This window comes from Arthrobacter sp. Y3221159, from assembly GCF_059089885.1.
In genome coordinates, this window is record NZ_JBNHFC010000018.1 from 1 (window position 1) to 13,806 (window position 13,806).

Below are 13,806 nucleotides of genomic sequence, written 5' to 3' on the forward strand. Positions count from 1 at the left end.
AGGGTCATGTCCCCTCCTCCTTCTAGATATATTCAAAAGTAGCGAACTGATATATTAGATTGGACCCCAGCGTATACTCGACTGTGACACAGGTCAACATGTTTGTTTTGTTGTCGGGAAACGATTCTCAGAGTTCGTCCTCCGGCCGGGCGGCGACGATCCGCTCAGCGTTCTTCTGCAGGATGTCGAGCGACTCCTGAATCAGCGGAGAGGCAATGCTGCCCCTACGTACGGCCGCGACAATGCGCCGCGAGGGCCTGCCTTTGCCCGTTAGGCGCAGGCGAACCACATTCTCTGCATTGCGCAAGGGCGCCAGTCGCGGCAGCAAGCCCACGCCGAGCCCCGCACCCACGAAGGCGATCTGGGTTTCCCACTCGACGGCCTCGTGGGCAATCCGTGGTGTCACACCAACTGCCGTGAACGCCGCAGTGAAGAGGGAGTGGTAGGTGGAGCCCGCAGCTTCGGTGATCCAGGCTTCCGAGGCCAATTCTTCGAGCGTCACCCGTTCCTGCGATGCCAGCGGATGGTCAGACGGAAGGATCACGTCCAGGGGATCGTCGAGCAGCACGGTCTGCTCGAAGCGCAGGTCATCCTCGCCGTAGGTGTTCGACTGCATGGCGACAATGACCGCAAGGTCAATCCTCTCGGCTACCAACAAATCGAAGCAGCGGGCCGGGTCAGCCTCAAGTACCTGTACCTCCAGTTGCGGACGCGTTGAGCGGAGAGTGGCCGCAAGCGGCGCGAGCAACTGGGCGGCCGCCGTCGAAAATCCACCGAGGCCGAAATGTGACTGCACCTGGTCCCCGGCCTCCATGGCGGCGGCGCGCAGGCTCTCCCATTCCGCGATGAGGGAGTCCGAACCAGCCACAAGAAACCGGCCCGTAGCGGTCAGCCGCACGCCGCGGCCGTCCTTCGCCAGGAGCTGCAAACCGAGCACGCGCTGGAGTTCACGCAATTGCGCGGAGACGGCTGAAGGGGAGTACCCCGTGAGCTCCGCGGTTGCGCCTACGGTCCCGCAGCGGGCGAATACTCGGAGCGTTATAAGTCTCGGATCAATCATGCACCTATTGTGCACGGTTATCTCCGGATTCTTGCGCTTTTATTGAGCTCTCGTGCGCCCTAATCTCTTGGAACAACGCTTTTTGACAACGGCTGCACTGACGCATCCGTAGTCGCCCCAGATATCACACGTAACCACGCCTCCCGGGAGGAAACCCATGACTGCTCCAGTGCACCAGCCCCTCAACTCACGCGGAAAACTCGCGTCCTCATTGCCTGCAGAGCAGCTGGCTGAGATCACCGAGTTGTTTGCGTTCCGCCGCACGGGCTACTCCCTCGATGCCCCCTTCTACACCGACCCGGCAATCTTCAAGGTCGACATGGAGGCTATCTTCGGCCAGCACTGGATCTTTGCCGGGAGTGTCGCCGAGCTGCCGGAGCCGGGCGACTACATCACGGTCGATTACGGTCCCTACTCGCTGATCGTCCTCCGCACCGACGAAGGGGACGTCAACGTCCTGCACAACGTCTGCCGCCACCGCGGGGCGCGCGTCCTGACCGAAGCTGCCGGTTCCACCGGAAACCTCGTCTGCGGCTACCACTCCTGGACTTACTCTCCCGAGGGCAACCTGATCCACGCATCCGCCCCCGGAGAAGCGAAGTTCGACAAGAACTGCTTCGCGCTCAAGCGTGCCCACAGCCGCGAGGTTGCCGGACTCATCTTCGTTTGCATCGCTGACGAACCGCCCACAGACTTCGACGAGACCTCAAAGATCTTCGAGCCCTACCTGGCCCCGCACGACCTTTCCAAAGCAAAGATTGCCTACCAGCAGAACATCATCGAAGAGGGCAACTGGAAGCTCGTCATGGAAAACAACCGTGAGTGCTACCACTGCGATGGGCACCCGGAACTCGCATGCTCACTCTTCCCCACGTGGGGCCTGACCGAGGGCCTGATTCCTCCGCACCTTGAGGAAGTATGGGACCGCAACAAGGAAGCGCAGTCCTCTCTTGAAGAGCGTTGCCGCCGCTACGGCCTGCCCTACGAGGTGGTAGAGGAGCTTGACACCCGTATCGCCGGAATCCGCATCTCCCGCGAATCCCTGGACGGCGAAGGCGAGTCCTTCTCCGCCGACGGGCGCCGGCTCTCCAAGAAGCTGCTCGGCGACCTGCCGGACTTCCGCCTTGGCCGCTGCTCCATGCACCTGCAGCCCAACAGCTGGTTCCACTTCCTCGGCGACCACGTCATCACGTTCGGCGTCTTCCCCATCAACGAACACCAGTCGCTGGTCCGCACCACCTGGCTGGTGGCTGACGACGCCGAAGAAGGCGTCGATTACGACCTGGAGAAGCTCACCTACACCTGGAAGCAGACCAACCTGCAGGACAAGGCGTTCGTGGAACTGTGCCAGCAGGGCGCTGCCAGCCCCGCCTACGAGCCCGGCCCGTACATGAAGAGCGAATACCAGGTCGAGGCATTCATCAACTGGTACGTGCAGCGCGTTCAGGAGCACTTGGCATGACCGAACTCCTCACTGAACCGGTGATCCAGGAACCACAGCGCATTCGCGGTCTGGAGATGCCGTGGAACAGGGTCATGGGCAGCACCGAGACACCAGCCCGCGCTGCCCGTGCATTGGGCCCCTGGCACCCCCAGGAGTTCATGGCCGAATGCGTGGAGACCGTTGTCGAGGCCGGCGGCCTGATGACCTTCGTGTTCCGGCGCACCGACGGTGCGCCCCTGGCCTTCCGTGCGGGCCAGTATGTAAACGTCGCCTTTCCGGTAAACGGTGAGGACCAGGATCCGGTGGACCGCAGCTACTCGCTGTCCAGTTCGCCCACGGAGCCATGGACGTTCAGCATCAGCGTCAAGCGCGACCCCACGGGCCTGGTTTCTCCGTGGGTGCATGCGAACGTCAAACCCGGCACCGTTCTGGACATGCTCGGACCGGTCGGGGCGTTCCACCTGCCCGACGCCGACCGGCGGGCGCGTTACCTCCTTCTGGCCGCCGGTGCAGGCATCACTCCGATCATGTCCATGGTGCGGACCATCCACTCCCTGCCCGGACACGCCGATGTGGTGGTCCTGTACCACGGGGCGGAAGCCGGAGGTTTTGCCTTCCACCGGGAGCTGGCCTACATCGCCTCCGTGGACTCGCGGATTAAGGTCTTCTACTCCCTGGGCGACCGCAGCAAGCCCGAGGGGTGGGAAGGGCTCACCGGAAGGCTGACGGCGGCCATGCTCGATCAGGTGGCCCCCGACGCCAACGGCCGCCAGGTCTACGCCTGCGGCCCCGAGGGTTACCTGAACAGCGCCACCGAGCTCCTCAAGAAGGTCGGCGTAGACGACACATCCATCTACATGGAGTTCTTCTCGGGAGACCGCCAGACACTCCTTGAGTACCAGGCAGAGATCGCGCTGGCAACGGACATCGCGGAGGAAATCGCCGAGGAGATCGCCGAGTCAGCCGAGGATTACTACGAAGGCCAGCCAAGCGCGTTCGGACTCTATGAGCCCGGCTACGACGCCGATGGACCCCTCGAGGCCACGGGGCTGCCGCTGGAAACCGTTGACACGGATGCGTCCACGTCTGGGGGCAGTGCGGACGCGGAGCCCGAGGCCGTGACCCCCGATGCCTCGAGCTTTGAGACGGTGGGAACGGGAAGCCTCACCCTGTCCTTCCTGCGCACCGGCGTCAACGTGCGGATTGATCCCGACCAGCACATCCTCGAGGTGGCGCAGCGAGCGGGTGTCCGGATCGGCGCCAACTGCAAGGAAGGCATGTGCGGCTCCTGCAAGGTCGTCAAGCTTTCTGGGGAAATCGAGATGAACCACCAGGGTGGTATCCGCAAACGGGAAATCGACGCAGGCAAGTTCCTGCCCTGCTGCTCCACGGCGCAGACCGACATGGTGATCGACGCCTAACAGCATTCAACGGTAATAGCAGTCCCGGGCGTCATTCCGCAGTACTTGCGGGATGACGCCCGGGTTTTTTCGTGCAGTGGAGGATGCTCAGGAACATGATGGCGGCGCGGTCCTGATTGCAGATGGTTTGATTAGTCGGTGCTCGGTCTCAGGCGTCTCTTGGTTCTTATCGTTTTTTCGGTCTGTGTCTCCACCGCTTTCGTGTTCTGGCTGCTTGGGCAAGCCGGCGTCGATGCGCGGCAGGCCCTTGCTCCGCCGCCCCGGGCGGGGGCCGAGCTCGAGGCGCTGTCCTCTGGTATGACCACCGCGGTGAACGTCACCAGGAGTCCGGATGCCGAATGGGTTGTCCGGGCCGCCGGGCAGACCGGCATCCCGGAACGAGCGCTGCGGGCGTACGTTGCCGCAGCTGTAACCGTCACTGATTCCGTTCCGGCGTGCGGGCTCGGGTGGAACACCCTGGCGGCCGTCGGTTTCGTTGAAACAGGACACGGAACATACGGGGGCGGCGGCCTCACCGCCGAGGGGGAAGTGAGCCGCCCGATTGTGGGCCCGGTCCTGGACGGTACCGGATTCGCCGCGATCGCCGACACGGACGCCGGGACCCTGGACGGGGACGCGCGCTGGGACCGGGCTGTGGGACCGATGCAGTTCATCCCCTCCACCTGGCAGCTCGTAGCGCGCGACGGAAACGGGGACGGAACGGCAGACCCGTCCAATATCGACGATGCCGCTCTTAGCGCAGCACACTATTTATGCGCCAACGGCCGTGACCTCACCACCTCGGAAGGATGGACCGGCGCCATCTACGCCTACAACCAGTCCGACACCTACATCCGCCAAGTGCGTGACCAGGCCACCGCATATGCAGCGAAGGCGGAAACCCTGGAGAGATGATGCACCTGGCAGTCAGCCGGGATCGGGGCCCGTGGAGGATGTGTTTGGCGGCGGCGGCTGCAGGTGCGTAGTTCATCACGGCGCGTATGAGTGGTGCCAGCTCGAAGTGGAGCTGCCTGGCCAGCGCCAGGTTGCCGGCGTCCACGGCGTCGATCAGGTGGCGGAAGCTTCCCGGCGCGACGTGAGCCGAGACGCTGACCAGCCCCGCAGCTCCTGCGGTCAGCCAGGGAAGAGCGAGGGCGTCGTCGCCGGCATAGACAGCGACGTCGGTTTCGGCCAGGACTTCCGTTGTTGCACTGAAGTCCGCCTTTGCGTCCTTCAGTGCAACGATGCGGGGGTTATCGGCCAGGCGTTTGATGCTTTCGGTGGAGACCGATATGCCCGCCCGGCCCGGTATGTCGTAGAGCATCACGGGAAGTTCTGCCGCTCCGGCGACAGTGGTGAAGTGCTCCACTACTCCAGTCTGGGTGGGTTTGCTGAAGTAGGGAGTAACCACCATTTGGCCGTCTGCCCCTGCCTGGGCAGCGCGCCTGGCTAACGCGGCGGACCGTGCAGTGTCATTGGTCCCCGTTCCGGCGACGACAAATGCCCGGTGGCCGACGGCGTCCCTCACTGCCCGAATGAGGTCTGTTTGTTCCCGGTCTTCAAGCGTTGAGGCTTCGCCGGCTGTTCCGCATACCACCAGGCCGTCGTCGCCGCCGTCCACCAGCTGGGACGCGAGATCCGCGGTGGCATCGAGATCCAAGCGCCCTTCCAGGGTGAAAGGCGTGACCATGGCGGTCAGAAGGCTTCCGAAGGGGCGGTCTGGACGGGAAAGGCGGTGTGGTGCTGTTGTCACTGGTCGGACTCCGTTGACTCGGCTTTGTGCCTGCGGAAGGCATGGATCACGACGGCGATGCCTGGGTGGCTCCTGCGTCAGAGACTTTCGATCGTTTTGGCCGCAATGCCGAAGGACAGGGTCATCCCGATGCCGGAGGCGACTGTTATTGCTGTTGTTGCTGGTTCCATCTCCTCACGCAGGAGGGAGGTCAGGGGGCTGGCGGCGTAGACCCCTTGCCAGCGTTGAGTGATCGTCACTTTGGTGCCAAGGATCTTTTCGATCTCACTGACTTGCCGGGTGGTCATCCATTCGTCCTGGAAGGGACCAATGGTTTGTCCGTAGACGGCAGGCTCATCACCCAGGTGGGTCACAGACAGCGTCATGGTCAGAACTGAATTGGACCTGGAACCGTGCATGGAAGGGGTGCGGCCCTGGCAGGGGATCCGTGGTTGCAGGTTTGCAGTCCAAGTCGAATGTCAGGGTGTGGTGGCCAGATTGTTGCTGGATCGACGACAGCTCCCAGGGAACAAGGCCTTGGCTTGGCTTGGCTTCGCTCCGCGGCCGGTCCATCTCCCCAGGTCTTCTGACAAAGCCGGAACCGGACCCTGCTGCCTAAAGCCCCCCCGCAGCCTGTCCGCAAGGATGCGGACCGGACCGCGTAGCGAGATGCGGGGTTGCCGCATGTGACAGGCGCCACCTAACAGCCTGCCGCTCCGGAGCAGCAGCGGACGTTAGCGTTGAAAGCCCGCTGACCCCCGAAGGACCATGAAGATTTCCCGCTTTGCCACCAAGTCCCTTGCCGCCGCCACTGCCGTTCTGCTGGCTGGTTCACTTGCCGGTTGTGATGCCGCCGCTAATGCGCTGGAGGCCATCGAATCCGCTCCGCGCAGCGCCGCCGGTGATCCCGCTCCGGCAGATCCGGCTGCTGCCGGCAACGCCCTCAACCAGCTGCAGACCATTCCGGTGAAGGGCCGTGCGCCGAAGACCGGCTATTCCCGCGATGAGTTTGGTCCGGCCTGGGCCGACGTTGACCGGAACGGCTGCGACACCCGCAATGACATCCTGGCCCGGGACCTCACCGACGAAACCTTCAAGCCCAGTACCAACGACTGCGTTGTTGTGACCGGCACCTTGGCCGACAAATACACCGGCACAACCATCGATTTCGTGCGCGGGCAGGACACCAGTTCCGCCGTCCAGATCGACCACCTCGTAGCACTTAGCGACGCCTGGCAAAAGGGCGCGCAACAACTCACTGCTGAAGAGCGCAAGGACCTGGCCAACGACCCGCTGAACCTCATGGCCGCAGATGGACCCACCAACGGCGCCAAGGGTGACAAGGACGCTGCCACCTGGCTGCCGCCGAACAGGGCATTCCGGTGCGAGTATGTCATCCGGCAGACGGCCGTTAAGGCCAAGTACAAACTATGGGTAACGCAGGCTGAGCATGATGCGATCGCCGGCATCCTCAGCGGCTGCCGGTAAGCGCACGAACACTGCAAAACACTCCGGCCCTCATTATGCTCGGATCATGGCGGTTCAAGATTCTGCGGAAAATCCCACCAGGTCCATCAACCAGGAACTGAGCCAACGGCGCGGCTGGTTACTGGTCATCGCCGTGGGGCTGGCCGTCCACATCCTCAGTATCGTCATCGGTTTAAGGCCCGCGGGGCCGCTCTGCGGCAGTCCGCTGCTGCCGGAAAGCCAGGCAGCTGAAATGGCCGATGCCCAACTGCACATCACGGCGCTCGCGCCGGAGTGCTACCGGAACATCGAAGCCGCGGCGGCGCCCGTCTGGATTCTCATGGCATTCGGTATCGCTTTGGTGCTGCTGGGAGTTGCCGTCAGGATAGCCGGTATCCGCCGGTCCTTGACCAGGCCCGCACTCTAAGGGGCGCCTTCCAACGCGCGCGTGGGGTCGGAAGGCACCCCTCTTCGCAGGAACTATTTGACGGCGCCCTGGGTCAGGCCGGACATGACCCAACGCTGTGTGAACAGGTAGACGACGATCGCGGGTGCCATCGCCATCAGGTACGAGGCGAACGCTACGTTGTAGCTGTTGCTGAACTGGGTTTGGAACATCTTTTGCAGCACGGGAATTGTTTGCAGTTCCGGGTCGGAAATGATCAGTGACGGCATCATAAAGTCGTTCCAGGACGCGATGAAGGCGAAGATGCCCACTGTTGCGCTCATTGGCCCGAGCAGGGGAAAGATGAGCCGCCAGAACACCTGCCACGTCCCGGCGCCGTCCATCCGCATGCTTTCCTCCAGCTCCAGCGGAATCGAGCGCAGGAACGCGGTAAACAGCATCGTGTTGAAGGCCAGGGCAAACACGATGTGCAGGATCGCGACGCCGAGCGGATTGTCGAGTCCGACCATGCCGGTCAGCTGGATCTGGGGGAGCGCCACCACCGGGAACGGGATGAACATCGCCGCCAGCAGGTAGAAGAAGGACCAGCGGAAGAGCCGGCGGTCCCAGTTGCGGACGATCGCATAGGCTGCGAGCGCCGACACCACGATCTCCCCGATGACCGCGATGACGGAGACGAACACGGAGATCGCGAAGCCGCGGGGAAAGTTCGTGAGCGTCCATGCCTGGGTGAAACCATCGAAGGTCAGGGGGCTCGGCAAGGAGAAGGCATTGCCGTCCACCGCCTGGCCAGTGGTCTTGAGTGCCATGCTGACCGTGACGTACAGCGGGACAAGCACGCCAAGGGTGCAAACGATCAAGACGGCGGTGGCGGGCCAGTTGGTGCGCTCCTGGCCAACGCGGATGCGGCGGGTGGCAGGGGTCACTGGTTGTGCGGGGATGGTTCGGGTCGCGTTGCTCATGCTGCGATCCCTCCTTTGCCACGTGTGAAGCGGAGTTGGATGAGTGCGATGGCGACGCTGATGAGGAAGAAGATCACGGCGTTGGCCATCTGGTAGGCGTAGTCGCCGCCTTCGAAGCCGCGGAAGATTGCCATCGCTACGCTCCGGGTGGCGACCCCGGGGCCGCCGTCGGTAAGGCCGACGATGATGTCGTAGGCGTTGAGGTAGTTCTTGAAGCCCAGCACGGTGTTGATCACGGCATACCCGGCCACGAGCGGCAACGTGATGTGCCGCAGGTTGTGCCAGGGCTTCGCACCGTCGATGGAGCTCGCCTCGTACACCTCGGCGGGCACGGTCAGCAGGCCTGCGATGTAAATCAGCATCGCACTCGGAACCGACTGCCATGCCGTGACGAAGACGATCGCCAGCCAGGCGAGGTCCGGGTTGGCGAGGATGCTCGTGGTGAGCGGTTCGATTCCCAGACTCTGGCCTGCCAGCGGCAGCGAATTGGAGAACAGGTACTGGAACACAAAGGCAATGACGATGCCGGAGATCACCATCGGGATAACGAAGACCGTCCGCAGCGCGGTGCGGAAGCGGACACGGGACGTAAGGCCCAGGGCCAGCAGGAAGGCCAGGACGTTCACGACGACGACGGTCACGAGCGAAAAGGCGAGCGTGAATCCATAGGCGCCGAGGATCCCTTCATCGCGGAAGGCAGCGATGAAGTTACGGAGGCCGATGAATTCGAAGTCGCCGAAGCCAACAGAGTTCGTGAAGCTGTAGATGAAGCCGAGTACCGCAGGGAGTGTGACGGCGAGCGTGAAGATCGCCAGCGACGGCAACAGGAAAAGATAGTAGAGCGGGTCGACCCGGCTTTTGCTTACTCTTGCCGGCGTGGCCGCTGGTGGGGCGCTCACCACCGGCCTGGTGGAAGGTCTCGTCATTGATGACATGGGGTGGTCCTCGTTTCGTGCAGGGGTTCGGGGATGCGCTACGCGCGGAAGGCCAGGCGGGCCCAGTCGGCATCCAGGCGGCGCAGGGTGCTCTCAGCGTCCGCTCCGGAGACGATCGACTGGAAGTAGTTCGCGGCGGGAATCGTGTTGGGGATGAACTGCGAGGCGCCCATGTAGAAGCGGCCCCCGTCGTAGTACTTCTGCATGTCCACGATGCGGGGGTCGGTGACCGCCGGTGCGTCCTTGACTGTGCCGAACCCCAGGAACTGGGCGTTGTAGGGGTTCTGGATCTCCGGCTGCATCAGGTACTGCAGGAAGGCGCGGGCTCCCTGCTGCCCGTTGGCCACCTCGGGGACCCAGAGCGAGAGGTCGATGTTGACCCGGACCTTGAGGTCTGCGGGGTTATCGGTCATGGGCAGCGGGAAGGTGCCGAGGTCCACATCGGTGCCGGCCTTTTCAATCTCCCCGAAGGCCCACGGCCCCTGGAAGTACATTGCCGCCTGCCCCTGTGCCATGGCGGTGTTGCCGTCACCGTAGCCGCGGCTGGAGGCGTCCGCATTGACGTACTTCGTCAGCTGGACCATGCGCTGCACCGGTTCCAGCATGGTTTTCTGGAACGACACCTCGGAATCCGGTCCAACCTTCTCTCCGATGCCGTGCATCGCCTGGTAGAACGCGCGTACGTCCACCATGCCTCCCACCGCGTAGTCGAACAGGCCCTGGGCGATGGTCCAGGGATCGCGGAATGTGCCGTATATCGGGGTGACGCCGGCAGCCTTGAGCCGTTCGCATACCTCGATAAGTTCGTCCCAGGTTGTCGGGACCGCCAGGCCGTTGTCCTGAAAAATCCGGCGGTTGTAGATGACGGACGCCGCCATCACCGAGTAGGGGATCACGCTGGTACGGCCTGCATAGGTGGGGTACCAGTTCGTCAGGTCGAGCACGTCTTCGCGGATGGCGGCTGCCTCGGGCAGGTCGGAAAGGTCCGACAGCGCACCCCGCTCCATGAACCGGGCCATCTCAAGGTTGTAATTGAGGCAACCGAGGTCAGGGGGACTGCTCCGGACGAATCCGGCGGAGAGATTCGTGGCCATGTCGTGCAGAACGCGGAACTGGTCCTGGGACGCGGTGAACTTCGCTGCCAGGTCGCGGAAATAGGGAACGGCTTCCGGCTTTGACTGGTGGAATGTGATGGTCGGGGTGCCCGACGCGCTGCATCCTGCCATGCCGTAAGCGGCCAGCGCGCTTCCGGCTGCGGCGAGGAATGTACGTCGGGAGACTCGCGTCCCGGCTGACGTCAAGGGTGGCAACATTGGCTCCTGGGGGTCTCGGAAGATTTATATGGATCTTATATTTAGGACCTATACGAGGATGGGCGACGGAAGGGATATCGTCAAGGGATGAACGCAACAACGGCGAACTCCACCCAACTGTTACGGCAGATCAACTCGGAGGCGCTGTTGCGCTTCGCCTTGCAGGAACAGGTGTTCACCGCGGGCGAGGCGATGGCTGAAACCGGGCTGACCCGCGCCACAGTGCTGGGAGTTTGTGACGGGCTGGTTGATGCAGGATGGCTGGAAGAGGTTGACGACGGCGGTGACGCCACGGGCCGCACGCTCAAAGGAAGGCCGGCGCGCCGGTACCGGCTGCGCGAAGCTGTGGGCGTGGTTGTGGGACTGGACGCTGGCGAAACGTCCTTCACAACCGTCGTCGCGGATTTGCGGGGACGCGAACTGGGCAGCCGCCGCGAGGGGCTTGATTCACACGTCCTGGGGCGCGCCGGCCGCTGCGAAAAAGCCCGGAAATTGATCGGACTGACACTTGCCGATGCCGGGCTCACCGGTGAGGATGTGTTGCTCACGGTTGTCGGCGTACCCGCGCCGGTGGACGCCGGCGGCGCGTCTCCCGCGGAGGGGGAATTCTGGCAGCTGATGAACAGCGGATTCGCCTCGCACCTCCACGGCAGGGTCGTCGTCGATAATGACGCCAACCTCGCCGCCATCGCCGAACGGGCACAGGACCCCTCCGCCAACGTGGCCACCCTGTTGACTGGCGAACGGTTTGGCGCCGGCCTGATCGTCGATGGGCGCCTGCTGCGCGGACCGCGGGGCGGAGCCGGCGAGATGCGGTTCCTGGACGCGTTCACCGATGACAAGTTCCTCCCCGGCGAGGGCAGCACGGACGGGTTCGGGGCACTCGCACGAAAGTGGGCCCGTTCGGGCATCCACTCCTACGAGGGCCGGACAACGCTGCGGGCCATTCCCGAGGAGCAGATCAAGGCGGAGGACGTGTTCGAGGCAGCCCGTGAGGGGGATCCTCTGGGGAAGGACATCATCGCCCGGCTCGGCGCCCGGCTGGCGAAAATTGCGGTGGTTCTTTCCAGCCTCCTCGATATTGAGCGTGTGGTCATAGCCGGCGCGATCTCACGGGCCGTTGACCCCGTCCTGGAACACGCACGCAGCCTGCTCCCTGCCGATTCCGGTGCCCCGCTTCCGGATCTTGTCGCAAGCACGCTCGGAGCCGAAGCCGTTGTCCAGGGTGCGGTGGAGTCCGCACTGGCACGGATCAGGCAGGAACCGAGCGCCTTCCTCCCGCGGGCGGCCGGGGTCTGACAGCAGGCGCGCCCGAAACCGGATACGCGCCGGTCAACGGGCTTCAGATGTACTACGAGTTGCACGGCGACGGCGACGGCGACGGCGGCGGCGTGCCGCTGTTGCTCCTGCATGGCGGGCTCTTCGAAATTGAGCAGCAGTTCGGTGCGCTGATTCCCGGCCTGTCGGCCGGGCGCCGGGTGATTGCAACGGACTTCCAGGGGCACGGACGTACCAACGACATCGACCGCCCGCTCGGTACTGCCTCCTTGGCCTCGGACGTCACCGGGCTTCTCGAGCACCTCGGTGTTGGGAACGTCGATGTCTTCGGATTCAGCATAGGAGGTGCGGTGGCGCTGGATCTCGCGGTCCACCGGCCGGAGCTGGTGCGCAAGCTCATCGTGTCCTCGGTATCCTTCCGCCCGGACGGCGACCGCGGCGGGAACGCAGAAGCGGTAGCGGTGATGACAGTGGACATGATCGCCGGAACCCCGATGGAGGAACGCTACCTCGCCGTGTCCCCGCATCCGGACCGGGAGCACCTGCAGGGCCTGCTGGACAAGCTTGGACGCTACGGCGCGGGCGAAACCGGCTGGAGCGACGACGAGATCCGCGGCATCGCCGCCCCCACGCTCTTCACCGTGGGCGACTGCGATATGGTCAGGCTCGACCATGCGGTGAAGTTCCTCCAGCTGCGCGGCGGAGACGTGAACGGCGACTTCGAGGGTGTGCCCGCCTCGCAGCTGGCGGTGTTTCCCGGCACGACGCACTTCTTCGGGCTCGCACGGACCAACCTGGTGCGCGACGTCGTCGTCACCTTCCTCGACGCATCCGCTGAAGCGTTGAATGACCCGCCAATGTAGGGCCACGGAACCCCTGAGAGGCTTCTCTCGCTAAGCAATTAGGGGGATTTGTTGATTGACTTTCCCTGTCAACATGAGGATGCTCAATCTTACAATTCACTGCAGTAACACCTGTTCCGATCGGGTAGCCATGGGCAACGATGACTATGGAATTTTTGAACTGGACCTCATGCGGTCCTGGCAGCTCCGCCAGGGCGGGGAAGTAGTTCACGTTGCTGCACGCCAGCAGCGGCTCATCGCCGCACTGGCGGTCCGCGGTGCCAGCCTTCGCACCTTCCTGGCCGGTATGCTGTGGCCCGAATATCCGGATGACAAGGCCCTCGAAAGCCTTCGGGTAACAGTCCACTTGGTCACACGGCAACTGCCCGGCTTGCTCGTCAAGGACGGAGCTTTATTGTCACTGGACGCCAGGGTTGTGGTGGACCTGCACAAGATCCGGGCTGTCCTGAAGGCAGCGGGCATCCCCGGCCGCGAAGTGCTTCCAGCGAACCTGCAGGAACTGCGCGACCTGGAATTCCTGCCCGGCTGGTATGAGGATTGGGTACTGTTCGAGCAAGGGCGGCTGCGGCACGACCAGCTCCGCGTCCTGACGCTCCTTGCCGCCGGCTTTTCCAGCCGTGGTGATCATGGCGCGGCTGCGGAAGCCGCCGCCGCGGCACTCCATATCGAGCCGTTGTACGAGAGCGCAGTCCGGTTCCTTGTGGCGGCAGAACTTGCCCAGGGAAACCTCGCGTCCGCCCTGGTCGCGTACGAGAAGTACCACGACCAGCTGCTGCAGGATATGGGCGTAGAACCCTCCGGGGCGCTTAAACACCTCATCAGCGAGGCCGTAAAGCCCCAGGCGCACGGTACAAAGGACCAGCTAGTTCCCGCCTGGGGCAATGGCTTGGGACAACAGCCACTGCTGCACAACGTGTAGGACCCGGTCGGGGTCGGCGGCGGACAC

13 protein-coding genes and 1 pseudogene are annotated in these 13,806 nt (G+C 63.6%); 8 read left to right on the forward strand and 6 right to left on the reverse strand.

Annotated features, from left to right (window positions below; translation table 11 throughout):
- Positions 1 to 127: 127 nt before the first annotated feature.
- Complete coding sequence (locus AC5RT3_RS16765) at positions 128 to 1,060, reverse strand: LysR family transcriptional regulator (protein WP_494052208.1); 933 nt, start codon at positions 1,058 to 1,060, stop codon at positions 128 to 130.
- A 157-nt stretch (positions 1,061 to 1,217) separates the two neighbouring features.
- On the opposite strand from AC5RT3_RS16765, the gene AC5RT3_RS16770 reads away from it, so the two are divergent.
- The 3 genes from AC5RT3_RS16770 to AC5RT3_RS16780 all read left to right on the forward strand — a co-directional run bounded on the left by AC5RT3_RS16770 (position 1,218) and on the right by AC5RT3_RS16780 (position 4,819).
- Positions 1,218 to 2,522: an aromatic ring-hydroxylating oxygenase subunit alpha gene (locus tag AC5RT3_RS16770; RefSeq protein WP_494052209.1), complete on the forward strand. Its 1,305-nt coding sequence runs from the start codon at positions 1,218 to 1,220 to the stop codon at positions 2,520 to 2,522.
- A complete protein-coding gene (locus tag AC5RT3_RS16775; protein ID WP_494052210.1) occupies positions 2,519 to 3,925 on the forward strand; it encodes a ferredoxin reductase in 1,407 nt (468 codons plus the stop codon). The genes AC5RT3_RS16770 and AC5RT3_RS16775 overlap by 4 nt, the downstream gene beginning before the upstream one ends.
- A gap of 159 nt (positions 3,926 to 4,084) precedes the next feature.
- On the forward strand, positions 4,085 to 4,819 hold the full coding sequence (locus AC5RT3_RS16780) for a lytic transglycosylase domain-containing protein (RefSeq protein ID WP_494052211.1): 735 nt from the start codon (positions 4,085 to 4,087) through the stop codon (positions 4,817 to 4,819).
- 70 nt (positions 4,820 to 4,889) lie between these two features.
- Here the strand turns inward: AC5RT3_RS16780 and dapA are convergent.
- Both dapA and AC5RT3_RS16790 read right to left on the reverse strand, forming a co-directional pair.
- A pseudogene (gene dapA / locus AC5RT3_RS16785) lies at positions 4,890 to 5,657 on the reverse strand (4-hydroxy-tetrahydrodipicolinate synthase); the annotation flags it as partial.
- Positions 5,658 to 5,734: 77 nt separating this feature from the next.
- Positions 5,735 to 6,022, reverse strand: a complete 288-nt coding sequence (locus tag AC5RT3_RS16790) for a hypothetical protein (protein WP_494052212.1) — start codon at positions 6,020 to 6,022, stop codon at positions 5,735 to 5,737.
- A 382-nt stretch (positions 6,023 to 6,404) separates the two neighbouring features.
- Here AC5RT3_RS16790 and AC5RT3_RS16795 point away from each other — a divergent pair, with 382 nt between their 5' ends.
- Both AC5RT3_RS16795 and AC5RT3_RS16800 read left to right on the forward strand, forming a co-directional pair.
- Positions 6,405 to 7,124 carry an HNH endonuclease family protein gene (locus tag AC5RT3_RS16795; RefSeq protein WP_494124701.1) on the forward strand — a complete coding sequence of 240 codons (720 nt, stop codon included), beginning with the start codon at positions 6,405 to 6,407 and terminating at the stop codon, positions 7,122 to 7,124.
- 46 nt (positions 7,125 to 7,170) lie between these two features.
- A complete protein-coding gene (locus tag AC5RT3_RS16800; protein WP_494009017.1) occupies positions 7,171 to 7,530 on the forward strand; it encodes a hypothetical protein in 360 nt (119 codons plus the stop codon).
- 53 nt (positions 7,531 to 7,583) lie between these two features.
- On the opposite strand, the gene AC5RT3_RS16805 is transcribed toward AC5RT3_RS16800, so the two are convergent.
- The 3 genes from AC5RT3_RS16805 to AC5RT3_RS16815 are packed head-to-tail and all read right to left on the reverse strand — an operon-like array spanning position 7,584 to position 10,719.
- On the reverse strand, positions 7,584 to 8,471 hold the full coding sequence (locus tag AC5RT3_RS16805) for a carbohydrate ABC transporter permease (protein ID WP_494052215.1): 888 nt from the start codon (positions 8,469 to 8,471) through the stop codon (positions 7,584 to 7,586).
- Positions 8,468 to 9,406 (reverse strand): carbohydrate ABC transporter permease, encoded by a 939-nt coding sequence (locus AC5RT3_RS16810; RefSeq protein WP_494052216.1) that lies wholly within the window; start codon positions 9,404 to 9,406, stop codon positions 8,468 to 8,470. Before AC5RT3_RS16810 ends, AC5RT3_RS16805 begins: the two co-directional genes overlap by 4 nt.
- 38 nt (positions 9,407 to 9,444) lie before the next feature.
- Positions 9,445 to 10,719 (reverse strand): ABC transporter substrate-binding protein, encoded by a 1,275-nt coding sequence (locus AC5RT3_RS16815; protein ID WP_494124702.1) that lies wholly within the window; start codon positions 10,717 to 10,719, stop codon positions 9,445 to 9,447.
- An 87-nt stretch (positions 10,720 to 10,806) separates the two neighbouring features.
- On the opposite strand from AC5RT3_RS16815, the gene AC5RT3_RS16820 reads away from it, so the two are divergent.
- The 3 genes from AC5RT3_RS16820 (at position 10,807) to AC5RT3_RS16830 (ending at position 13,779) form a co-directional block, all read left to right on the forward strand.
- Positions 10,807 to 12,018 (forward strand): ROK family protein, encoded by a 1,212-nt coding sequence (locus tag AC5RT3_RS16820; RefSeq protein ID WP_494124703.1) that lies wholly within the window; start codon positions 10,807 to 10,809, stop codon positions 12,016 to 12,018.
- A 47-nt stretch (positions 12,019 to 12,065) separates the two neighbouring features.
- Complete coding sequence (locus AC5RT3_RS16825) at positions 12,066 to 12,860, forward strand: alpha/beta fold hydrolase (protein ID WP_494124704.1); 795 nt, start codon at positions 12,066 to 12,068, stop codon at positions 12,858 to 12,860.
- Between the two features lie 130 nt (positions 12,861 to 12,990).
- The gene (locus AC5RT3_RS16830) at positions 12,991 to 13,779 is read left to right on the forward strand and encodes an AfsR/SARP family transcriptional regulator (RefSeq protein ID WP_494124705.1); all 789 of its coding nucleotides are present in this window, start codon (positions 12,991 to 12,993) and stop codon (positions 13,777 to 13,779) included.
- The last annotated feature ends 27 nt before the right edge of the window (positions 13,780 to 13,806 follow it).